19 protein-coding genes are annotated in these 22,210 nt (G+C 65.0%); 8 read left to right on the top strand and 11 right to left on the bottom strand.

Going from position 1 to position 22,210, the window contains the following annotated elements; all coding sequences use genetic code 11:
* Nucleotides 1-298 precede the first annotated feature (298 nt).
* Nucleotides 299-1,309, top strand: a complete 1,011-nt coding sequence (locus tag RKE40_RS21265) for a DUF1254 domain-containing protein (protein ID WP_316020208.1) — start codon at nucleotides 299-301, stop codon at nucleotides 1,307-1,309.
* Between the two features lie 65 nt (nucleotides 1,310-1,374).
* Complete coding sequence (locus tag RKE40_RS21260) at nucleotides 1,375-2,901, top strand: DUF1254 domain-containing protein (RefSeq protein ID WP_316020207.1); 1,527 nt, start codon at nucleotides 1,375-1,377, stop codon at nucleotides 2,899-2,901.
* Nucleotides 2,902-2,994: 93 nt separating this feature from the next.
* On the opposite strand, the gene RKE40_RS21255 is transcribed toward RKE40_RS21260, so the two are convergent.
* The 8 genes from RKE40_RS21255 to RKE40_RS21220 form a co-directional block, all read right to left on the bottom strand.
* Nucleotides 2,995-3,204 (bottom strand): hypothetical protein, encoded by a 210-nt coding sequence (locus RKE40_RS21255; protein WP_316020206.1) that lies wholly within the window; start codon nucleotides 3,202-3,204, stop codon nucleotides 2,995-2,997.
* Nucleotides 3,205-3,285: 81 nt separating this feature from the next.
* Nucleotides 3,286-4,371, bottom strand: a complete 1,086-nt coding sequence (locus RKE40_RS21250; RefSeq protein WP_316020205.1) for a glycosyltransferase family 47 protein — start codon at nucleotides 4,369-4,371, stop codon at nucleotides 3,286-3,288.
* A 239-nt stretch (nucleotides 4,372-4,610) separates the two neighbouring features.
* Nucleotides 4,611-5,321: a L,D-transpeptidase gene (locus RKE40_RS21245; protein ID WP_316020204.1), complete on the bottom strand. Its 711-nt coding sequence runs from the start codon at nucleotides 5,319-5,321 to the stop codon at nucleotides 4,611-4,613.
* A 230-nt stretch (nucleotides 5,322-5,551) separates the two neighbouring features.
* Nucleotides 5,552-6,823, bottom strand: coding sequence for a 3-phosphoshikimate 1-carboxyvinyltransferase (locus tag RKE40_RS21240; protein ID WP_316020203.1), 1,272 nt, complete (start codon nucleotides 6,821-6,823; stop codon nucleotides 5,552-5,554).
* Nucleotides 6,824-7,053: 230 nt separating this feature from the next.
* Nucleotides 7,054-7,353, bottom strand: a complete 300-nt coding sequence (locus tag RKE40_RS21235) for a putative quinol monooxygenase (RefSeq protein ID WP_316020202.1) — start codon at nucleotides 7,351-7,353, stop codon at nucleotides 7,054-7,056.
* A 90-nt stretch (nucleotides 7,354-7,443) separates the two neighbouring features.
* The gene (locus RKE40_RS21230; protein WP_316020201.1) at nucleotides 7,444-8,316 is read right to left on the bottom strand and encodes an ABC transporter permease; all 873 of its coding nucleotides are present in this window, start codon (nucleotides 8,314-8,316) and stop codon (nucleotides 7,444-7,446) included.
* The gene (locus RKE40_RS21225) at nucleotides 8,313-9,308 is read right to left on the bottom strand and encodes an ABC transporter substrate-binding protein (protein ID WP_316020200.1); all 996 of its coding nucleotides are present in this window, start codon (nucleotides 9,306-9,308) and stop codon (nucleotides 8,313-8,315) included. Before RKE40_RS21225 ends, RKE40_RS21230 begins: the two co-directional genes overlap by 4 nt.
* A 323-nt stretch (nucleotides 9,309-9,631) precedes the next feature.
* Complete coding sequence (locus RKE40_RS21220; RefSeq protein ID WP_316020199.1) at nucleotides 9,632-10,516, bottom strand: LysR family transcriptional regulator; 885 nt, start codon at nucleotides 10,514-10,516, stop codon at nucleotides 9,632-9,634.
* Nucleotides 10,517-10,771: 255 nt separating this feature from the next.
* On the opposite strand from RKE40_RS21220, the gene RKE40_RS21215 reads away from it, so the two are divergent.
* The 3 genes from RKE40_RS21215 (at nucleotide 10,772) to uvrA (ending at nucleotide 15,921) form a co-directional block, all read left to right on the top strand.
* A complete protein-coding gene (locus RKE40_RS21215) occupies nucleotides 10,772-11,443 on the top strand; it encodes a GNAT family N-acetyltransferase (protein WP_390893475.1) in 672 nt (223 codons plus the stop codon).
* Nucleotides 11,444-11,624: 181 nt separating this feature from the next.
* A complete protein-coding gene (locus tag RKE40_RS21210; protein ID WP_316020198.1) occupies nucleotides 11,625-12,803 on the top strand; it encodes an MFS transporter in 1,179 nt (392 codons plus the stop codon).
* Nucleotides 12,804-12,945: 142 nt separating this feature from the next.
* Nucleotides 12,946-15,921: an excinuclease ABC subunit UvrA gene (uvrA, locus tag RKE40_RS21205; protein ID WP_390893474.1), complete on the top strand. Its 2,976-nt coding sequence runs from the start codon at nucleotides 12,946-12,948 to the stop codon at nucleotides 15,919-15,921.
* Nucleotides 15,922-16,058: 137 nt separating this feature from the next.
* Here the strand turns inward: uvrA and RKE40_RS21200 are convergent, their stop codons facing one another.
* Both RKE40_RS21200 and RKE40_RS21195 read right to left on the bottom strand, forming a co-directional pair.
* On the bottom strand, nucleotides 16,059-16,820 hold the full coding sequence (locus RKE40_RS21200; protein ID WP_316020197.1) for a DUF5131 family protein: 762 nt from the start codon (nucleotides 16,818-16,820) through the stop codon (nucleotides 16,059-16,061).
* Nucleotides 16,821-16,829: 9 nt separating this feature from the next.
* Nucleotides 16,830-17,930, bottom strand: coding sequence for a three-Cys-motif partner protein TcmP (locus RKE40_RS21195; protein ID WP_316020196.1), 1,101 nt, complete (start codon nucleotides 17,928-17,930; stop codon nucleotides 16,830-16,832).
* A 1,770-nt stretch (nucleotides 17,931-19,700) separates the two neighbouring features.
* Between RKE40_RS21195 and RKE40_RS21190 the strand changes: the two genes are divergently transcribed.
* Genes RKE40_RS21190 through RKE40_RS21180 form a run of 3 tightly spaced genes read left to right on the top strand, consistent with a single transcriptional unit; the run spans nucleotide 19,701 to nucleotide 21,407 of the window.
* On the top strand, nucleotides 19,701-19,979 hold the full coding sequence (locus RKE40_RS21190; protein WP_316020195.1) for a c-type cytochrome: 279 nt from the start codon (nucleotides 19,701-19,703) through the stop codon (nucleotides 19,977-19,979).
* Between the two features lie 7 nt (nucleotides 19,980-19,986).
* Nucleotides 19,987-20,811, top strand: a complete 825-nt coding sequence (locus RKE40_RS21185) for an arylamine N-acetyltransferase family protein (RefSeq protein WP_316020194.1) — start codon at nucleotides 19,987-19,989, stop codon at nucleotides 20,809-20,811.
* Complete coding sequence (locus RKE40_RS21180) at nucleotides 20,766-21,407, top strand: invasion associated locus B family protein (RefSeq protein ID WP_316020193.1); 642 nt, start codon at nucleotides 20,766-20,768, stop codon at nucleotides 21,405-21,407. Before RKE40_RS21185 ends, RKE40_RS21180 begins: the two co-directional genes overlap by 46 nt.
* Nucleotides 21,408-21,434: 27 nt before the next feature.
* On the opposite strand, the gene RKE40_RS21175 is transcribed toward RKE40_RS21180, so the two are convergent.
* On the bottom strand, nucleotides 21,435-22,100 hold the full coding sequence (locus RKE40_RS21175; protein ID WP_316020192.1) for an RraA family protein: 666 nt from the start codon (nucleotides 22,098-22,100) through the stop codon (nucleotides 21,435-21,437).
* Nucleotides 22,101-22,210 lie beyond the last annotated feature (110 nt).

Genomic DNA, 22,210 nt, shown 5'->3' with positions numbered 1-22,210 from the left:
TCGGTGGTGGGATGTCCGACATGTCCATGCATACGGCTTGGCCGCGAGTCCGCCGGACTGCTCAGCTTGGGAGGCCGCTGGATCGCTGGCGCTCCCATGCTTAAGATTTCGTGGATCGTTTCGGGACGGTTGATCGACCGGATACACGGCGTCATTCCGGCTTGACAGTATTGATGACGCCATCCGACCTTGCCGCATTCGCGCCGTAGCGATCCGCAGGACAATGGCAAGCAGAGCAACTGCTCGCACCTTCGGATCGCGCGGCGCTGCCCTCGGAATTGGCGTGGAGGCCCCCCTGATGAGAACGGCCGTGGCAGGCGTTGTAATGCTGTTGTCGACCGTCGGTGCTCTGGCGCAGCCTCAGCCCGTCACCGTGGATAATTTCACGCGTGCCGAAACCGACCTCTATTTCGGCGGCATGGTGAAGCAAGGCGGTCTCGGGACGTTCTTCCATCATCGCCAGCCGCCATCGGTCGACGCGCAATCGGTCGTGAGGTTGAACCGCGACACGCTCTACTCCTCGGCGGTGATCGATCTCGATGCGGGTCCCGTCAGCGTTACGCTTCCCGACGCCGGGCAACGCTTCATGTCACTGTTCACGATCGACCAGGATCACTACGTCGGTGGCGTGTTCTACAAGCCGGGCACCTACACCTTCTCGAAGGACAAGGTCGGGACACGTTATTTTCTTCTGGGAGTGCGGACATTCGTCGATCCCGCGAACCCGAAAGACCTCGAACAGGTCCACGCCTTGCAGGATGCCCTGAAGATCGAGCAGGCGAACGTCGGAAGCTTCAGCATCACCCAATGGGATCCGGCCAGTCAGAAGAAGGTCCGGGACGCCCTGTTGACGCTGCAATCGACGCTGCCGGACTTCAAGAACGCATTCGGCGCCCGTCGTGACGTCGATCCGATCCGGCACTTGCTGGGAACAGCGGCGGGCTGGGGTGGAAACCCCGACAAGGATGCCATCTATCTCAACGTGACGTTGCCGAAGAACGACGGCACGACGGTCTATCGCCTGACTGTCCCCAAGGACGTTCCGGTCGACGGCTTCTGGTCGCTCACGGTCTACAACGCCGAAGGCTATTTCGAGAAGAACCCGTACGACGCCTACGCCTTCAACAATGTCACCGCCAAGAAGAATGCGGACGGCTCCGTCTCGCTCCAGTTCGGAGGCTGCGATGGCAAGGTCGCCAACTGCCTCCCCATCATGAAGGGCTGGAACTACCTGGTGCGGCTCTATCGCCCCCGCGAGGAGGTGCTCAAGGGACAGTGGTCGTTTCCGACCCCACAGGCCGGAAACTGATCGGATCGGGGCTATCGCCGGTCCGGCGACGGCTTTTCAGTCAGTGACGTTTGGAGAAGATGACGATGGCCTTGAACAACAACGCCGTTTCGACATTCGCCACCACAGTTTCTGCCCTGCTGTTGCTGGGTTCTGTCGCGGCTCCAGCTCAGGAGGCGCCGAAATATGCCGCCAAGGTCCCGCCGTCGATCACGACACCCGGCAGCATCGATACCCGGATCGGCACGCTGAAGTTCTTCGATGGCCTGCCGGACGGTGAAACGGTGAGGAAGGTCTACGACCAACTCGATTTCTCACGCGGCATCGAGGCGTTCCTGTCCGGCATTCCGGCCGCGTCCCTGCATGCAATGTGCAAGGGCTTGAACGACGCCGGTGTCGCCAACAACAAGGCGGTCGGTATCACCGAGGAATTGATGGATGCGCGCTCGCTCTTCCTGACCCCGAACGCGACAACCGTTTACAACTTCTTCTGCGTCGATCTGAAGGACGGTCCCGTCGTCGTCGAGGTACCGCCGAACGCCCTCGGTCCGGTCGACGATGCCTATTTCCGCTTCGTGACTGATGTCGGCTTGACCGGGCCGGACCGTGGCAAGGGCGGCAAGTATCTGTTCGTGCCGCCTGACTACAAGGGGGAGTTGCCGACCGACGGTTACTTCATTGCTCGATCACCGACCTACATCAACTGGCTCCTGGCCCGGGTTTTCGTCGAGAACAACGACGTCGCGGCGGCGGTGAGGGTGGTGAAGGAGCGTCTGCGAGTTTACCCCTTTGCTGCCGCCGCCAACCCGCCACCAACCGCGTTTGTCGACATCTCCGGCAAGCAGATCAACACGATCCACTCCAACGACTTCAAGTTCTACGAAGAGATCAACGAGGTCATCCAGCATGAACCTGCCGATGCGTTCGACCCCGAGATCGTCGGACTGTTCGCAGCCATCGGCATCAAGAAGGGGCAACCCTTTGCCCCGGACGCGCGGTTGAAGGCGATCCTCGTGGAGGCAGTCGCGGTGGGCAACGCCACTGCGCGCGCCATCCTGTTCGCGCCCCGCGATCCAAGGGTGAAGTTCTTCCCTGACCGCCAATGGGGCAACGGCTTCATCGGCAACAGCTATCAGTTCCTCGACAGAGGCGAGCGGATGCTGGATGCGCGGACCCTGTTCCATTACGCGGCGACCGGCATCACCCCGGCGATGGCGGCCGCGAAACCGGGCACCGGCTCGGCCTACGCTTTTGCCGCCCGCGATGCGAAGGGTGAGTTCCTCGACGGCGGCAAGACCTACAAGATCACGCTGCCCGGCCCGGTGCCGGCCGGACAGTTCTGGTCCTTCACGGTCTACGACTCCCAGACGCGGTCGATGCTCGAGACCGACCAGAAGAGCGCAGGCATCGACAGCAGCGAGAAGCGCCTCAAGGCCAACTCGGACGGCTCCTTCTCCCTCTGGTTCGGCCCGAAGGCCCCCGCAGGTCAGGAAGGAAACTGGGTGCAAACCCGCTCCGGCAAAAGCTGGCAGGCCATTCTGAGGCTCTATGCGCCGTTGCAGCCCTGGTTCGACCAGAGCTGGAAGCCCGGCGACTTCGAGCTGGTCCAATAGCATCGCGGATCGCATTGAGCGGAAAGCTCTGGATCCCGCATAGCTGGCAGAATGCGGACGACATCGTCGTCCGTGTCGGGTCGGGAGCCGATTTCAGCCGCGCCCTTGCTGCCTGTCGAGTGCGCCCTGCAACTGTTCCACGCGGATCGCCAGGGCTTCCCTGGTCAGGTTGATGCCTTCCGGCGCGCCGTCGATCGACAGAAGGACGCCGCGCTCGGCCATGTCGAGCTGCTCCTGCGCGAGTTCCAGATGCTTCTTCAGGACTTGTGTGACGCGATCCTTGTCCGCCGGGTCCGTATCCATAGTGCCCTCGCCTGTTCGCCCCCGAACGTGCGGCGATCGCACTGCTGGAGCCACTTGCAAAACTTGCGCGTCTAGCGCGGCTCAGAGCTGAGGCTCCAGCCCAGAAACATCCGCCTCCGCTCGGCCGCCGATCTGCGGCGCCCGCGCGAGGCGCTCCGCCATGACGCCGGCGAGCGCCTGAGGCGCGCAGCGCCGCTGCCACCAGTCGAGCGCGCGCCTGTGCAATTCTTCGAGGCGCTCCGGGTCGGCGAGCAGGTCGTTCACGCAAGGGCCGAGCTCGGACCAGTCGTCGAGCTGGATGAAGGGGCAATCCTCGAAGAACCAGTGCCGGGGCACCCGGTCGCAGATCACGACGCAGCCCTGACGCATGCCCTCGAACAGCCGGAAGGTCTCCGTCGAGGATCCGCGTGGGGCAAGGCAGATCTTGGAATCGGCCATCAGCTCGGAATAGCGGACCCCGTCGGAGAGCACCCCGTTCATGTAGGAGCCTGAATCGGCCCAGAATACCTCGCCCGGCCTGCTCTGTGCGAGGCACTGCAATTCGTCGATCATGCGCGAACGCGCAATGTCCTTCGGCGTTCCCAGCAGCGCGCGGATGGAGAGCGGGTGGTAGGCACGCTGCTTCACGCTGCCGATGAAGGAGATCGCGTAGCGGCGTTCCGCGAAGGGCTTGCCCGGCAGGTCCGTCTGCCTGGCATAGCCGAGCGGCACGGTCATGCCGCCCTCCTCGCGGGCGATCGCGCCCTTGTGCCGGAGCGCCAGCAGGCCGCTGCTGCAGGCCCAGCGAGCGGCGTCCCTGACCGCTTTCACCAGCAATGCCACGCTCGCGCCCAGCTGAAGCGTGTTCACATAGGGGAAGAAGCCGTGCGTCTTGAAGACGTAGCGCACCTTGTCGAAATAGGGCGGTATCTCGCAGAACTCCTCCATCAGGAGCAGGACGACGACGTTCTTCCCGTAGCTCGGCAGCTCCCGCACCGTCTCCGTACCCCAGACGATGTAGAAAACGAGGCCCTCTGCATCGAGCAGGACCTCGAGCATCTTCAGGACACCGACCCAATACGCCAGGAAGACGTCGACGAAAGGGTCGACATACTCCGACAGGTTGATCTCGACGGGATCGTGCGCATGGCGGCACAGGAAGTATCGAAACTTGCTGTCCTCGGTCATTCCGCCGAAAGCCCCAATGCCGGCGCGCGAAGGCGCCCGTCACACACGCAAGCGCCATGTTGGCTTCGGGGCCTGCGCAAGGCCACGGCTCTTCGGGGGTAGCCCTGCGGACATCGCCTCCCCGAATCCCGTTCGAGATTCGCCCGACCGTCGAGAGCGGCGGAAACGACAACGCCGCCGCTTCCGGGAAGCGGCGGCGCATCGCGCTGCGCAAATGCAGCGGTTTCGTCAGCTTTCGCCTAGGCCGGCAGGACGACCACCTTCGTCTTGACCGGGGTCTGGGCGTAGAGGTGCATCATGTCCTGCGTGAGCAGGCCGACGCAGCCGCTTGTGATGCCGTTGCCGATCGATTCCGCGTCGAGGGACGCATAGATCGTGTAAAGCGTGTAGGCGCCGTTCTGGTAGAGATGGAGCGTGCGCGCGCCGAGCGGGTTTTCGAGGCCTCCCGGCATGCCGCGGGCATATTTCGCGACCTCGGGCTGGCGCTTGATCATCTCCTTGGGCGGCGTCCAGGTCGGCCATTCGGACTTGCGCCCGACATAGGCGTTGCCGTTCCAGCGGAAGCCGTCGCGGCCGACATTGGCGCCATAGCGGGTCGCGGTGCCGTCGCCCGCGACGCGATAGACATAGTAATTGGCGGGATCGACGATGATCGTACCGGCCGGCTCCTTGGTGTCGTAGGCGACCGTCCGCCGGAAGTACTTCGGATCGACCTTGCTGACATCGATCGCCGGAACCGGGAACTTCTCCTCGGGCACCGGGCCGTAGAGCTTCTGCGCCTCGGCGAGGCTCATGCCGTCGGATGTAGCGCAACCGCCCAGCGCCAGCGCGCCGAGACCGGCGGCCGAGCCGGCCAGAAACGACCGGCGGTCGAGCCCGCCGATCCGGCGCCCGCGCAAGGCGGCCGCGTGCAGCTTGCCGGCATCGGCATTCCTATCGTCGATGATCATGATTCTGGGCTTCCCATGTCCTGTTGCCCGAAGAGAAAACGCTTCGGCATAGGCCCGCTTAAGGTATCGCTGGGCGGAGATTGCCGTCATCCCGCCCGGCTGGCAAGCGCGCGACATTGCCGAAGCGTCAGCCCGCCAACCAAAATCGGCGCACTCCAGCCGCTCAAACCGCCTCGCCTGGCGACGACCTCGACCGGGCTTCATCCCCCGGACTGCATGGGTTTCGCGCCTCAGGGCGCCTCGCCCTCGAAGCGCACGCCGAGCGAGGCGAGCGCCCGCCAGTAATCCGGATAGGTCTTCGCAACGCAGGCCGGATCGAGGATGGTGATGCCGCCGATCTTCAGCCCGGCCAGCGCGAAGCTCATCGCGATACGGTGGTCGGCGAAGGTGTCGATCTCCGCCGGCAGGGTCTGCCCGGCGAGTCCGGGATCGGAGGCGACGAGGAGATCGTCGCCCTCCTCCACCCCGAGGCCCGGCCGGATCCGTGACAGGCCCTGCGACAGCGCCGAGACCCGGTCGCATTCCTTGACGCGCAGATTGGCGATGCCGGTGAAGCGCACCGGCGTCCTGTTGAAGGCGGCGAGCACGGCGAGCGTCGGCACCGCATCCTGCATCTGCGAGCCGTCGATCTCGGCCGGCAGGTTCGGGAAGGCGGCGATCAGCGCATGCGCCTTGGCGTCGGGCTGGGTGAAGGCCGCCGCCGGCACGCCGAGGTCGATGGCGCCGCCGGTCAGCACCTCAGCCGCCCAGAGATAGGTCGCGGCCGAGGCGTCGGGCTCGATCAGATAGTCGGCAGCGCGGTAGCCCGTCGGCTCGATCCGCCAGCTCGCCGCATCGGGCTGCGAAACCTTGGCGCCGAAGGCCGCCATCGTCGCCAGCGTCAGGTCGACATAGCCGCGAGCTCCGATCTCCTTGCCGGTCAGCGCGACCTCCACAGGCCCGCGCGCGCAGGCGCCGGCCATCAGCAGCGCCGAGACATATTGGCTGGAAAGCCCGCCATCGACCTCGACGCGGCCGCCTGCAAAACCGCCCTGCCCGGCGATCGTCACCGGCGGGCACCCGCTCGGCGCCTCAACCGCGACGCCGAGCGTGCGCAGCGCCGTGACCAGCGGCGCGATCGGCCGCTTGCGCATGTGCTCGTCGCCATCGACCACGACCTGCCCCTCGACCAGCGCCGCCGCGGCGGTGAGGAAGCGGGTCGCCGTGCCGGCATTGCCGAGGAAGAGCGGTGCCGTCGGCGCCCGCAGCCTGCCATCGCCGGTGACGACGAAGCTGGTCGCGTCCGGCTCCTCGACGGTGACGCCCATCGCCCGCAGCGCCTGCGCCATATAGAGCGTGTCGTCGCTCTTCAGCGCGCCCGACAGCCGGCTGGTGCCCTTGGCCAGCGCCGCGACCAGCAGCGCCCGGTTGGTGATCGACTTCGAGCCCGGCGGTGTCACCTTGCCGCGCAGCGCCCCGGCGAAGGGCATGATGGTGAGTTTGCGGACTTCGGAATCGGTCATGACAGGCTCGCCCTCGCCGTTCGGCTGCGTTGCGAGGCTCTTAGCCCGAGCGATCCGCAAGCGGAAGCCGCGCGATCCTCCCAAGCGCGTCATTCCGGTCTCAGCGAAGCGGAGCGCCGGAATCCATCGTAAGACGCTGGCGCTCTCCGATGGTTTCCGGAGCGGCGCCGCTTTGCGGCTTGTCCGGAATGACGTCTGGAGAGAGCGGAAAGACAGGTCGAAGCCGACGCTCAGCCCGGCGCCAAACCATGCCCACCCACCGGCTCGGTCACGGTGTGATTGTCGAAGCCCGCGATCAGTGGGCGGGCCTTGGCGATCGCCGCCTGCACGGCCGGCAGGTGCAGCGAGGCAGCATGACTTTCCTCGCGGTCCCAGACCTCGGTGACCCAGATCGCATCGGGATTGGCAGGATCGCGGGCGACGACATAGCTCAGGCAGCCCGGCATCGCCGCGCTGCTGCCGAGGATATGGCCGATCAGCGCCTCGCGCTCGCCCGGCTTGGCCAACATTCGTCCGATCAGACCATACATGTCGCGCCTCTCCGCTGTCATTGCGGCCGGCAAGCTGCCGACGCGCCGGCGCATGCGCAACCGGCTCCCTGACGGCCAGTGTCAGCAGCCTCACGGTACGCCGGGCCGGCGCGGCGAACGCTGTGCGCGAAAAATCGCCTGGGCGAGCCGGTCGAGCAGCACGGCGAGCAGGACGATGCCGAGCCCGCCGACGAAGCCGAGGCCGGGATCGGCGCGCTGCAGACCGAGCAGCACGGTCTCGCCCAGCCCCTTGGCGCCGATCATCGAGGCGACGACCACCATCGCCAGCGCCATCATGATCGCCTGGTTGAGCCCCTGCAGGATCGCCGGGCGGGCCAGCGGCAGCTCGACCAGCCAGAGGCCCTGGCGCGCACTCAATCCCAGCGCCCGTGCCGCCTCGACCGCACGCTGATCGACCTCGCGCAGGCCGAGTTCGGTCAGGCGGGCGAAGGGCGGCAAGGCATAGATCAGGGTCGCGACCAGCGCCGGCGCGCGACCGAGCCCGAGGATCATCGCGACGGGGATGAGATAGACGAAGCTCGGCACGGTCTGCATCAAATCGTAGAGCGGCGTCAGCGCCCGTGAGAGCCGCGGCACCCTGGCAGCCGCGACGCCCAATGGCAGCCCGAGCACAACGATCAGCGCGACCGCGACGACGATCAGCGCCAGCGACTGCATAGCGGCCGGCCAGACCCCGAGCAGAGCGAGCATCAGCACGAGCGCGGCCATGCCGGCCGCGAAGGCGATCCGTCGCGTGGCGAGCCAGGCCGCGAGCCCGACCATGGCGATGCCCGCCTCCGGCGGCACCTGCGCCAGCGCACTTTCGAGCAGCCGTACGGGCGCGGTCAGCCCGTCCGAAACGGCATCGAGCTTGTCGCCGGAACCGGTGACGAGCGCATCGACCAGCCGGTTGACGACGCCCTGGAGCGGCTTGCCGAGATCAGGCAGCAGGCCAGCGCTCACAAGCCGGCCTGAACCTTCGCAGCGACCTCGGCGGTGACCCAATGCCGCCAGTCATCCGGCCGGTCCTTGAGGAAGCGCAGCGCCTGCTCCTCCGGCGTGATCCCCGCCTTGCGGGCATCCCCCAGCATCTGTGAGGTCAGCGCGCTGCTGATGCCGTAATTCTTGAAGAAGCTCGTCAGCTGCGGGGCCGCCTGGGTGAAGGCGAGATTGGCGCCGATGACCACCTTGCTGACCGGGTAGGCGGTCGCCCTGGTCGGCTTGTCGCTCGCCTTCAGCTCGGCCCAGATCGCCGGGTCGAAGGCCGGCTCGCCGAGCTTGACGAGGTCATAGGCGCCGATCAGCCAGCTCGGGCTCCAATAATAGAACAGCACCGGCTGCCTGCGCTTGAGATTCGCTTCGATCGCAGCGACCAGCGCTTCGCCGGAACCGCCACGGACATTGTTGTAGTCGTCCGCCAGCCCATAGGCGGAGAGCTTCTTGGTGTTTATGCCTTCGCAGACCCAGCCGGCGACGCAATTGTAGAAACGGCCCTTGCCCGGCTCCTCCCTATCGGGGAACAGCGCCTTGTGGCGCTTGAGATCGGCGACCGTCTTCAGGTCCTTCGCCTTGGCATCCGCGCCCTCGACGAGATAGCGCGGCACGTACCAGCCCTCATTGGCATCGGGAAAGGTCGTGCCGAGCGGGATCACCTTCCCGGAGGCCTCCGCTCTGGTCCAGGCCTCGACCGGGTTCGCCAGCCAGATCTCCATGATCACGTCGACATCGCCGCGCGCCAGCCCGTTGACCAGCGGCGCGACCACTCCCGGCACGCGCTCGACCTTGCAGCCAAACCCCTTCTCGACCACCGCCCGCGCCACGGCTGTGTGGAAGGCGGCGGAATCGTAGTCGAGCCCGGCGATCTTCAGCGGCCTGTCGAGCTCACAGGAGAGAACGGGCGCGGCCAGCCCGAGACCAAGCAGCAGAGTTGCAGTGCGCAGAACGGCTTTCATCATGACGATCCCCCGCTGGCTGCCGTGCCCGGTCTGGGCACTTGACGGTTGGGCATGTCCACGAAGCGCGAAAGCGAGCGAAATGTTCCGCCCGGCAGGCGACGACATTAGCGCCACTTACCGCCTTGGGCACTGCGCAAACGGGTGATGGCATGGCCCGCCTGTCCGACCGGGCCTGTCAGCAGCGGTGGCGGCCGCTGGCCATCAGCATGGGATCTTGTCGTCCAACATAAGATCGAGTCGTCCCGGACGTAGCGAAGCGGAGATCCGGGACGACAATGCGATGGCGAAGCGCTCAGGATGAACGCCTCGGTTCCGAAGGGCCCTCAGCGGGGTGTGCCCAGCGCCCGCAAGGCCTTCAGTGTCTCGCGCAGGCCGCGATGCAGCGGCTTGTCCTTGCGCAGGACGAGGCCGAGCGTGCGGTGCACCCGCGGCGACAGGGAGCGCACGACCAGTCCCTCGCTCTCGCCGCGCACCGCCATGCCGGGCAGCACGGCGCAGCCGAGCCCGGCGCCGACCAGCCGCTTGATCGCCTCGACACTGCCGAGCGACATCACCGGCTTCAGCGTCACGCCGGCGCGGGCGAACCATTCATCGGCGATGCGCCTCGTGATGCCGCCTGGCTCGAACAGCAGCACCGGCAGCCGCGCCAGTGCCTCCGGCGTCAGTCGCACCGGCAATTCCATGCCCGGCGGCGCGATCACCGCGAACTCATCATCGAGCAGCGGCGTCACGTCGAGGCTGCGGCCGGCGGCCGGCAGCGAGACCAGGCCGATATCGATCTGGTTGTCCTCGATCGCCTTGACGATGTCGGAGGTGTTGCCGGTGCTGACAGTGATCTCCAGCGTCGGATGGCGCTGGCGTAGTTCCCGCAGCACCGGCGGCAGCAGGAAGATGCAGGCGGTGGCGCCGGTGCCGATCCGCACGCGACCCATCGCCCCGGTCGCATGCCGCGCCATCGCCTCCTGCGCCGCCGCGACCGCCGCCTGGATCCGCCCGGCATGGTCGAGCAGTTCGGTGCCCGCTGCGGTCGGCTGCGCCCGGCGCCCGACCCGCTCGATCAGGGTCAGGCCGAGCCGCCGCTCGAGCTCGCGGATCTGCAGGCTGACGGCCGGCTGGCTCAGGCCAAGCTTCTCGGCCGCGGCCGAGAAGCTCCCGAGCGCGATCACCTGGCGGAAGCTGTCGAGCTGGTCGAGGCGAAGATCGCGCATCTCAAAGAATTTCTCATGCTCTGCATAACTTCGAGAAGCTTCATTTATGAGACGGCAAAGCGCAAGGTGGCTTGGTCGGCGCGAGAACGGCGGCCGCAGGAACAGCAACGATGAAGCTGCCAACAAGAGATTTCTGGCGTGCCCTTGAGCCCTCATCCTGAGGAGCAGCCACAGGCTGCGTCTCGAAGGATGCTTCAGGAGGCTCCGAGGCCGTCTGGTGCATCCTTCGAGACGCCGCTACCGCGGCTCCTCAGGATGAGGGCTCAAGGGCACGCCGATATCGGCGTGACGCGACAGGAGGCGCTGACCGAGCGCCCCGACCAGACGGAAAGGCGGCCCTGCGGGGTCGGAACGATTGCGATGACGATCTCCGAGTTCGCCGGCCACACCGCGCCGCCCATCCTCGTCCGCGATGCGCAGGAGGCGGACATGGCCGCGATCCAGGCGATCTACACCCATCATGTCCTTTACGGTCTCGCCAGCTTCGAGGAGACCCCGCCGAGCGTCGAGGAGATGCTGGCGCGCCGGCAGGCGGTGCTGGGCCTCGGCCTGCCCTATCTCGCCGCCGAACAGGGCGGCCGGATCGTCGGTTACAGCTACGCGACGTCCTATCGCCCTCGCCCGGCCTACCGCCACACCATCGAGGACTCGGTCTATGTTGCCGACGGCTTCGGCGGTCGCGGGATCGGCTCGGCCCTGCTCGGTGCGCTGATCGCCCGTTGTGAGACCGGCCCCTGGCGCCAGATGCTCGCCAATGTCGGCGACAGCGCCAATGCCGGCTCGATCGGCCTGCACCGCCGCTTCGGCTTCGAGCCTGTCGGCACCTTGCGCTCGACCGGCTTCAAGTTTGGCCGCTGGGTCGACACCGTGCTGATGCAGCGCAGTTTGGGGCCAGGGGACCGGACGCTACCCGGCGGGATTGCTTAGTGCCATTGCTCCACAGCTCAGGTCATCCCGGGCGACCGAAGGGAGACCCGGGATCCATTCCGGAACCTCTTTCGGAAAGGCTCAGGAATGGATCCCGGATCGGCGCGGCCTCCGGCCGCTTGTCCGGGATGACACGCGTCAGGGTCGAATGTGACTGCGCATTGCTGCTGATGAGCCTATGATGATCCCCCGCCTCACCGTCTTCTGCCTCGGGCTGGCGCAGCTCATCTCCTGGGGCATTTCCTATTATCTGGTCGGCGCCTTCGGCGAACGGATCGCTGGCGAACTCGGCTGGTCGCAGGCGATCATCCATGGCGGGCTCTCGGCCGGGCTCCTGGTGATGGGGCTGACCTCGGGCGCAGTCGGCCGCCTGATCGACCGCCATGGCGGCCGCACGGTGATGTGCGTGGGCTCGCTGCTGACGGCCGCCGGCTGCCTCGGCCTCGCCTTCGCCCATACGATTCCCGCCTATTACGCCGCCTGGCTCTGCCTCGGCCTTGCCATGCGGCTCAGCCTCTACGATGCCGCCTTCGCCGCCCTCGCCCGGATCGGCGGCAGCGCCGCGCGTCGGCCGATAGCCCAGATCACCCTGCTTGGCGGCCTCGCCTCGACCGTGTTCTGGCCGCTCGGCCATGTGCTCGCCGAGCAATTCGGCTGGCGCGGCGCTCTCATCGCCTATGCGGGCTTCGCGCTGCTCACCTTGCCCTTGCACCTGACGCTGCCGGCCGCCTCGGCGCGGCCTTTATCCGACGCGGCCGCTGCGAAGCCGGTCGTCACGCTCAGCCCGGCCGATACCCGCTTCGCCGGCCTGCTCTACGCGCTGATCGTCACCTTCGCCGGCATCCTCAATGCCGGCATGTCCGCCCATATGATCGGCATCCTCGCCGGGCTCGGCCTGCCCGCTGCGGCCGCGGTCTGGATCGGCTCGACGCGCGGCATCGGCCAGTCGCTGGCGCGGCTCGGCGAGGTGCTGTTCGGCTCGCGCACCAGCCCGTTCGATCTCAACCTCGTCGCCTGCCTGGTGCTGCCGCTCTGCTTCGTCGTCGGGCTCGCCGGCGGGGCGAGCGCCATCGCGGCGCTGGCCTTCGCCTTCTGCTATGGCGCCGGCAATGGCGTGCTGACGATCACGCGCGGCACCCTGCCGCTGATGCTGTTCGATCCGAAAAGCTATGGCGCCTATGTCGGCCGGCTACTGGCGCCCGGCTTCTTCCTGTCGGCCGCCTCGCCGCTCGGCTACGCGCTGCTGATCGAGCGCTATGGCGCCTCGGCGGCGCTGATCCTGTCGGGGACGCTGGCGCTCGCCATGCTGGTTTCGGCGATACTGCTCCGGCGACGCTTCCGCAGCCTGCCACGCTCCTGACAGCGCCTGTCAGCAAGCGCGACAAGAACAATGCAGCAACATCCGCGGCTGCGTGCTACTCATGCCCGCCTCTCGCCCAGCTGCACTGGCACGGCCCGGCGATTGCCCTATCTGTACGGCTAAAGCTCAATCGGACACCACCATGGCCCGCAAGACCACGCTCGCCGAACAGGCCGCGACGCTGGAAGACATGTTCGACCGCAAATCCGCACAGGATTCGGCGGCCGATCGGAATGCCCGCGTCATCTCCGTGCGCGGCGCGCGCGAGCACAATCTCAAGAATGTCGACCTCGCCATTCCGCGCGACAAGCTGGTGGTGTTCACCGGGCTTTCCGGCTCGGGCAAGTCCTCGCTCGCCTTCGACACGATCTATGCGGAGGGCCAGCGCCGCTATGTCGAGTCGCTCTCGGCCTATGCCCGCCAGTTCCTCGAGATGATGCAGAAGCCCGATGTCGACCAGATCGACGGGCTCTCGCCCGCCATCTCGATCGAGCAGAAGACGACCTCGAAGAACCCGCGCTCGACCGTCGGCACCGTCACCGAGATCCACGACTATATGCGCCTGCTCTGGGCGCGCGCCGGCATCCCCTATTCGCCCGCCACCGGCCTGCCGATCGAGAGCCAGACCGTGCAGCAGATGGTCGACCGGCTGGTCGAGCTGCCTGAGAAGACCCGCGGCTACCTGCTCGCGCCCGTCGTCCGCGGCCGCAAGGGCGAGTTCCGCAAGGAGATGGCCGACTGGCTGAAGCGGGGTTTCCAGCGCGTCAAGGTCAATGGCGAGTTCTACGAGATCGCCGACGCGCCTTCACTCGACAAGAAGTTCAAGCACGACATCGACGTCGTCGTCGACCGCATCGTCATCCGCCCCGATCTCGGCGCCCGCCTCGCCGACTCGCTGGAGCAGGCGCTCGACCTCGCCGAGGGCATCGCGGTTTTCGAGTATGCCGACGAGAAGGAAGAGAACGGCGAGGCCAAGCGCGTCACCTTCTCCTCGAAGTTCGCCTGCCCGGTCTCCGGCTTCACCATCCCCGAGATCGAGCCGCGTCTGTTCTCGTTCAACAACCCGTTCGGCGCCTGCCCGACCTGCGACGGCCTCGGCCACGAGATGCGGATCGATCCGGAGATGATCGTCCCGGACCATTCGCTCTCGCTGAAGAAGGGCGCGATCGCGCCCTGGGCCAAGTCGACTTCGCCCTATTACGGCCAGACCCTCGATGCGCTCGCCAGGCACTTTGGCTTCTCGACCACCAAGCCCTGGTCGGAGCTGCCGCAGAGTGCCCGCGATGCCATCCTGTTCGGCACCGGCACCGAAGCCGTGCGCATGGCCTACAATGACGGCCTGCGCGCCTATGAGGTGAAGAAGCCCTTCGAGGGCGTGATCACCAATATGGAGCGGCGCTGGAAGGAGACCGAGAGCGACTGGGCCCGCGAGGAGATCGGCCGCTTCATGTCGGAGACGCCGTGCGCCGCCTGCAACGGCTTCCGGCTCAAGCCCGAGGCGCTGGCGGTCAAGATCGACATGGCGCATATCGGCGAGATCTCGCAGCTTTCGGTCAAGGACGCGCTCGCCTGGGTCACGGCCCTGCCCTCGCGGCTGTCGGCGAAGCAGAACGAGATCGCCCCGCGCATCCTGAAAGAGATCCGCGACCGGCTGACCTTCCTGCTCGATGTCGGCCTCGAATACCTGACGCTGGCGCGCGGTTCCCGCACGCTCTCCGGAGGCGAGAGCCAGCGCATTCGCCTCGCCAGCCAGATCGGTTCGGGCCTCACCGGCGTGCTCTATGTGCTCGACGAGCCCTCGATCGGCCTGCACCAGCGCGACAATGAGCGCCTGCTCGGCACGCTGCGCCGCCTCAGGGACCTCGGCAACACCGTGATCGTCGTCGAGCATGACGAGGACGCGATCATGACCGCCGACTATGTCGTCGATGTCGGCCCCGGCGCCGGCATCCATGGCGGCGAGATCGTCGCCAAGGGCACGCCGCAGGACATTCTGGACGATCCGAACTCGCTGACCGGCAAATACCTCACCGGCGAGATGAGCGTGCCGGTGCCGCTGAAGCGCCGCAAGCCGCAGAAGGGCCGCTCCCTCAAGATCGTTGGCGCCCGCGGCAACAACCTCAAGGACGTCACGGTCGACATCCCGCTCGGCCTGTTCACCTGCATCACCGGCGTCTCGGGCGGCGGCAAGTCGACGCTGATCATCGACACGCTCTACAAGGCGGTCGCGCGCAAGCTCAACGGCTCGATCGAGCATCCGGCTGCCCACGACCGCATCGAGGGCATGGAGCATCTCGACAAGGTCATCGACATCGACCAGTCGCCGATCGGCCGCACGCCGCGCTCGAACCCGGCGACCTATACCGGCGCCTTCACGCCGATCCGCGAATGGTTCGCCGGCCTGCCCGAGGCCAAGGCGCGCGGCTACCAGGCCGGCCGCTTCTCGTTCAACGTCAAGGGCGGCCGCTGCGAGGCCTGCCAGGGCGACGGCGTCATCAAGATCGAGATGCACTTCCTGCCCGACGTCTACGTCACCTGCGATGTCTGCAAGGGCAAGCGCTACGACCGCGAGACGCTCGAGGTGAAGTATCGCGACAAGTCGATCGCCGACGTGCTCGACATGTCGGTCGAGGAGGCCAAGACGCTGTTCAAGGCCGTGCCCTCGATCCGCGAGAAGATGGTGACGCTCGCCCGCGTCGGCCTCGACTATGTCAAGGTCGGCCAGCAGGCGACGACGCTCTCGGGCGGCGAGGCGCAGCGCGTCAAGCTCTCCAAGGAGCTCTCCAAGCGCGCTACCGGCCGCACCCTCTACATCTTGGACGAGCCGACCACCGGCCTGCATTTCCACGACGTCGCCAAGCTGATGGAGGTGCTGCACGAACTGGTCGAGCAGGGCAATTCCGTGGTGGTGATCGAGCATAATCTCGAAGTGATCAAAACCGCCGACTGGGTCATCGACATGGGCCCCGAAGGCGGCGACGGCGGCGGCGAGGTCGTGGCGCAGGGCACGCCGGAGGATGTCGTCCGCATCGGCAAGGGCCACACCGCGCGCTTCCTCAAGGAGGTGCTGGAGCGGCGGCCGTTGAAGGGGAAAGGGGCGCGGCAGGCGGCGGAGTGAGATGAAAGACGGATATTAATGCCAACTCTGTAAATAGATGCGAGATGTATTTTCGGCATCGCGCTATTTCCATACGATACGAGGCTTTGATATCCGTCCATTATTGAGAAGCGCGCAATTCCAAACACCAGATCAGGTTAGACACTAGCTCCAGCATAAGATGCAGGCATTTCATCCCACGTGCGATGATCTAAAACGCGACCAGTAGCTTTCTTGTTAGAACCACCCCATTGCTTGAAATGAAACGCTACACCCTGCTCGACACAGGCATCTCTAATATTTCTGATCCAACTGGGATCAACAGAACGAGCATTAGGGCCGCTTTCGCCGCCAGCTATAACCCAGTCGATACCAGCGAAATCCGGTTCTACCATTCCTCCCAGAAGCGGTTCGAGGCTCAGAAATTTAACTGCCGCTGGCGTTCTACGCAAATGTTCAACGCGCCACCAATAATCTTGGCTTTCCACACTAACGCCCATCCAGACATTTTTGGGCCAACGAAGGTAGCTGCCAAGCTCCTCTAAGCGCTCCCCTCTTTTTGTTAATATTTGATACGTGTGCTGCGGCGTATCGCGCATTGTATCAAATACTCTCTCTATAAAATAGAAAGGCACGTCGTCATGAAAAAGGTCCGACATGCTATTAACGAATACAAGACGTCCCTTCTTCCAGCCTTTCGGAAGGCTCAACGAACGCTCGTCCAGAACTATCTTGCCGGTCCACTTCGGACGCCCTCCAGACACCCGCGTCGTGCCGGCATACTTCGCCTGCCCCATGGCCTCCAAACGACGTGCCATCCGCATGGCGTAGCAATTGGTGCAGCCCGGCGACAAAATCGAACAACCGCCGACTGGGTTCCACGTCGCCTCAGTCCATTCGATTGAAGAGCCAATAGCCATGTCGCGCTCCTACGGCGGAAATGTAACGATCACATCATCTGCCATGGTACCTTTTCGGCGCTTGGCTGGCTCGGCAGATACCTTGGATTGAGCCTCCAACTGCAGGAGACACTCTTTATAATTTCTTTTTATGAACGGCGTATCAACATGATGCGATCTGTATATGTCTATAACACGCAGAGCCTTGCCTTTGTTGAGATTTAGCAACTCCCCTTCAAGTTTATTGAGCGGCTGCTGAAGAGAAAATAGCAAGGGAGTCCTAGCATTTGCTGGAGAATACTCAAGTGAAGCGACACCTTGATCATGAGTAGAGCTTTCTTTATAAAGTATTTCTTTCATTATTTCGTACCCTTTCTCGTGCTTGGAAACAAACACAAGATGATGCGTCGAGCGCGTTCCGGCGGCATTCCTAAAGCGGAACGGTAGTACATATTTACCGCCGAGAGCCTTGATTGCTTGAGCCAGTTTCTCAAGGATAAGCTGCTCTCTTTCTGGTGGAGTGAGCCCGCTTAACTGCGTCCTTAGATCCGTGGCAATTTCATCACCGAAGAGCGCATTTATATGTCTATCGACAATTGAATTCGAAACTCCCGCATTAATTCTGTTATAATTGAAGAAAAAGACACAGTCACAACCCCAATCTTTAATGGCGCCATTTATTAGCTTTAGAGAAAGCCCTTTATATCCAAACGGATCAATAAACGAGAACGTCGGAACCAATCGCACCGTCGCAAGCTGATCCGCAATAGCTTCGCCAACACTGCCCGTTGAAATTACCGGCCTGTATTTTAACATTCGAATGTTATTTAGTTTTCCCAGCTCGCCCTCAAGGTTCTTGGTATGACTGGGATTCTCATCATTAAACATCGTGACGAGATTGTCTCTCAATTTTGGTGTCTCTATTGCCTTCTCAACGATCATTAAAGGCGTTGACACTGCACCATCTTTATAGCGGCCAGGTCCCGCAAAAAGATCAATATATGCGATCTTGCTATTATGCGCAGACGCTGACGGCAGAATTACATTCGCCCATGCATAGAAATATTTTGAGACAATCCGAGCCTTCACTTCGGACTGATCCTCCCTTTCTTCAAAGAATTTCTCTGCCACTGCGCCCCCCTCCCCGTTTTTCGACTCATAGGAGAGAAGTGAGGCCGATACAGCCAGCACTTGCAATAAGAACATATCAAGAACACGTACAATGTCAACGTCCCTTGGCAGGGGACGCCTCTTCAGGAGAGACGTGCGAGGATGAGGGTCCGCCCTCGCCGCATGAGGCCACAGCGGCACCGCCGCGCCTTCTGTGGCAAGCGCAGGCCCTCATCCGGCGCTTCGCGCCACCTTCTCCCATCCGGGAGAAGGCAAGAGGCGTCGCGGTTCCCTCGCCTTTCCGTCATGCTAGGGCTTGTCCCTAGCATCCACGTCTTGTGAGGCGACTGGCAGGCGCCGACCTACGAAACGCCGCTCGCCGGCCACTCCGGCGCAAAGACGTGGATGGTCGCCACAAGGGCGACCATGACCGGAGAGGCAAACTTATCCCCGCTGCCAAAACCTCCCATATGATCCCCTCGCCCATCACCCATACGGGGCGGCCGTCCGGAGGTATGCCAGGGGAGGGTCGGCCCCTGCGGGCGGGCCCCCGCTCCCGGGAGGCTTCGGGGCACCGCCCCTCTCAGGACAAAGCGCGAGAACCCCTCTCCCGGATGGGAGAGGGGCAGCGGTGAGGGACCGCCGCTGATTGTTAGGGCGAGGCGGCACCGCCGCGCCTTCTGCGGAGAGGGCAGGCCCTCATCCGGCGCTCCGCGCCACCTTCTCTCATCCGGGAGAAGGCTGGGTCGCGGTTCGAGTGCGTTACGGGATAGGCCGCAAACTTATCCCCGCCGCCAAAACCTCCCGTATGATCCCCTCGCCCATCACCCATACGGGGCGGCCGTCCGGAGGTATGCCAGAGGCTGGGTGAGGGTCGGCGCCTGCGGGCGGGGGTTACGCCCCGCTCCCGGGAGGCTTCGGGAACCGACCTGGGGCATTACGACCCCTGCGCGAGGAGCTCGCTAGATGAAGCGGCTGCAGCCGCCATCGCGATTGCGCTGAGGGAGCGACGACCCGAAGAGGGGACCTGGCTTCTGAGGGCATCGCGGCACGGCCAGCAGCCGGCTTCGCAGAAGCGCGGCCCGGAGCTTTAAAATCGCCGAAGGCGGAGCGCCACGGGGCGTGCGGATGAGGCTTCATCCGCGCCGCTTCCTGGCTCAACGGAAGCGGATGCTACTCGACGCGCCTCGCGGCGCTCCGCCAGCCCCGTATTCCGAAGCGCCCCGCAGGCAGGCCTGCGGGCGGGATTGGCGCGTGGGTGAAGCAAAGGGTGCGGGAAGCGCGACAGAACCCCTCTCCTGCATCGAAGTCGGGTCTACCCGACTTCGATCACTCTGAGTGCTGATCTCGGGCAAGCCCGAGATCAGTGCAGAGGGGCAGGGGTGAGGCGTTCGGGAGAGAGATCGCTGGCGTCGACATCGCCGCGGTCAGCGCGACGCAAACTGGTCCGAGCGCGTACACCTCCCTCTCCTTGCAGGAGAGGGTTTTCCGCTCCGGTTCCTCTCCTTTCCGCATTACGCACGCGCCCCGGCGCTTGCTGGAGCCCGCCTCACCGCCGGCAAGTCGAGCGGCAAGTCGAGCAGCACGTCGCAGGCGACGTTGACGCTGGTGCTGAGGGCGAGCGCGACATCGTCGGCGCGGCGGATCGGCCTGCCGGTACGGCAGTTTTCGCGGAGCAGCTGCGCGAGGCTGCGGCTTTTGTTTACCCGCTGCCCGTCTAATCTCGCCGCAAACAAGAAGCGGGGGATTCGGATTTTGACGGAACGACATCGCAGAGGGCGACGCTGGGCCATGGCGCTGGCGATGGCGGCGAGCACCGGTCCGGCGCTGGCCGAGCCGCGCTCCTCGCCGGTCGAGCAATGCGCCTATTGCCATGGCGAGGACGGAATCGCGCGCGATACCGAAGTGCCGCATCTCGCCGGCCAGAACGAAAAGTACCTGTTCAACCAGATGATGGCCTTCCGCGCCGGCAAGCGCCCGCACAAGGAGATGCGCTTCATGGCCCGCCATATGACCGTGCAGGAGGTCGCGGCGATCGCGGCCTATTACGCCGCCCTGCCACCGCGCTGAGGCCACCATGCTCGCCCCGGACGACCTTGCCGCCTATCTCGCCCGCATCGGCTATGATGGCGAGGTCGCGCCGACCCGGGTCGCGCTGGCGCGGCTGCATTTCCTGCATCCGCAGGCGATCCCGTTCGAGAATTTCGACGCGCTCGCCGGAAGGAGCGTGGAGATCGGGCTGCCCACCGTCTTCGAAAAACTCGTCGGCCGGCGGCGCGGCGGCTATTGCTTCGAGCACAACACCCTGTTCCACGCCGTGCTCGAGGCCTTCGGCTTCCCGGTGACGCCGCTCGGCGGGCGCGTGCTGATGGGCCAGGCCGAGGATGCGCAGGTCGCCCGCTCCCACAAGCTGCTGCGCGTCACCTGCGAGGGCGAGGATCTGATCGCCGATGTCGGCTTCGGCGGCATGACGCTGACCGGGCCGCTGCGCCTCGCAGACGGCGCCCCGCAGAAGACGCCGCACGAGCCCTACCGGCTCAACCGCAGCGGCGAGGACTGGTGGCTGCGCGCCGAGATATCAGGCGAATGGCGCCTGCTCTACCGCTTCACCCTGCAGCCGGTTCCGGCGATCGACGAGGTCGTGGCGAACCATTATGTCGCGACCCATCCGGCCTCGGCCTTCACCTTCACCTTGCGCGCCGCCCGCATCCTGCCGCATGGCCGGCTGACCCTGCTCGACCGCCGCCTGACCGAGCACCGGCTCGGCGAAGCCTCGCTGCCAGAGCAGATCGCGGACGACGCCGCGCTGCGCGAGGCGCTCGAAAGCCGCTTCGCAATCGTGCTCGACGACGACCAGTGGCAGGCCGCGCTGGCGCGAATCGCTGCGGCACCGGCCGCCTGACGCGGATCGTCGCTACACGCATTTTTGACGATCTTTTTTACGCCTCGTTAATCACCGAGGTTTCATCCCTTGCGCAGGCAAAAGGAGATGAGGCTATGATGAGACTGACGGCGCCAGCGGTGTTCCTGCTTCTTGCCGCTGCCGGAACGGCACAGGCGAGCCCCGCCAAATCCATGGGACAGTTCAAGGACTGGAACGCCGCATCCTACCAGAACGGCAATAGCCAGCGTTGCTATATTACCAGCACACCAACAACAGCGAAACCGGACCAGCTGCGGCACGGCGACGTCTTCTTCTTCGTTCAGACCAGCGACGGCAAGGCAAGCAACACCGAGACCAGCTTCCAGACCGGCTATGAATTCGCCAAGGACTCGGTCGTCCGCATCACCATCGGCGATGCGGAATTCCAGATGCTGACGCTCGGAAAGGGCGCCTGGCTCAACCGGCTGGAAAACGAGACCAACCTGCTGGCGGCAATGAAGGCCGGCTCTTCGATGGTGCTGGAGGCGACCTCCGCCCGCGGCAACGACACCAGCTACACCTTCTCGCTCGACGGCGTCACCGCCGCCTCGCGCCTGCTCGATCAGTGCAGCTGAAGGCAGCCGCGGGACAGCCCGCGGCGTTCAGAGAACGCCGTGACGCTCGAAGACCGAGCGCAGGCTCGCGCCCGCCAGGAGTTCGTCGCGCGTGCTGTCCTCGGCCTCGATCTTCTCGAGCGCCAACCTGACCGCCTCGGCGGCGATCTTCTGCGGCACGATCACGACGCCGTCGACATCGCCGAAGATGAAATCGCCGGGCTCGACACGGGCGCCGGCGACCTCGACCGGCTCGTCGGCCGCCATCATCTCAGCGCGACCCTTGGTGTCGAGCGGCCCGATGCCGCCATGGAAGAGCGGGAAGCCGAGCTCGCGGATGCGGCGGACATCGCGTACCAGCCCGTCGGTCAGGCAGCCCGCCGCCTTGCGCACCATCGAGGCCGCGGTCAGCAACTCGCCCCAGGGCGCGATCCGGTCGGTCGGCCCGTCGCAGGCCAGGACCGGAATTTCGCCCGGCTTCAGGCTGTCGATCAGGTCCATTTCGAGCGCGTAGGGATTATGCCCTTCCGGCAGGTGATAGCGCTTCATGTAGAGCCCGGTCCGGGCGAAGCCGCAGAGGACGGAATTGTCGTCGACCGGCCGCACGAAAGGCTTCACCGCCTGGTTCGGATAGCCGAGCTGGTCGAGCACGTCCGATAGGACGGCGGAATAGAGCCGGGTCTTCAGAGATTCCAGATCGAACGTAGCAGCCAACTCAGACATCGCTTCCCCCATGTTTTGCGGAAGCTTGTCGGCGCCTGCTGCAAGGGTCAACCGAGCCGGCGTTCTTGGGGCAGTGCGCGGAACGCAGGGCTGCGAGCCAT

Origin of the sequence: Allobosea rubneri, assembly GCF_032464875.1 — a bacterium.
Taxonomy (GTDB): Bacteria; Pseudomonadota; Alphaproteobacteria; order Rhizobiales; family Beijerinckiaceae; genus Allobosea; species Allobosea rubneri.
Note: the sequence above shows the minus strand (reverse complement) of the source record. Positions and strands in the feature narration are given on the sequence as shown.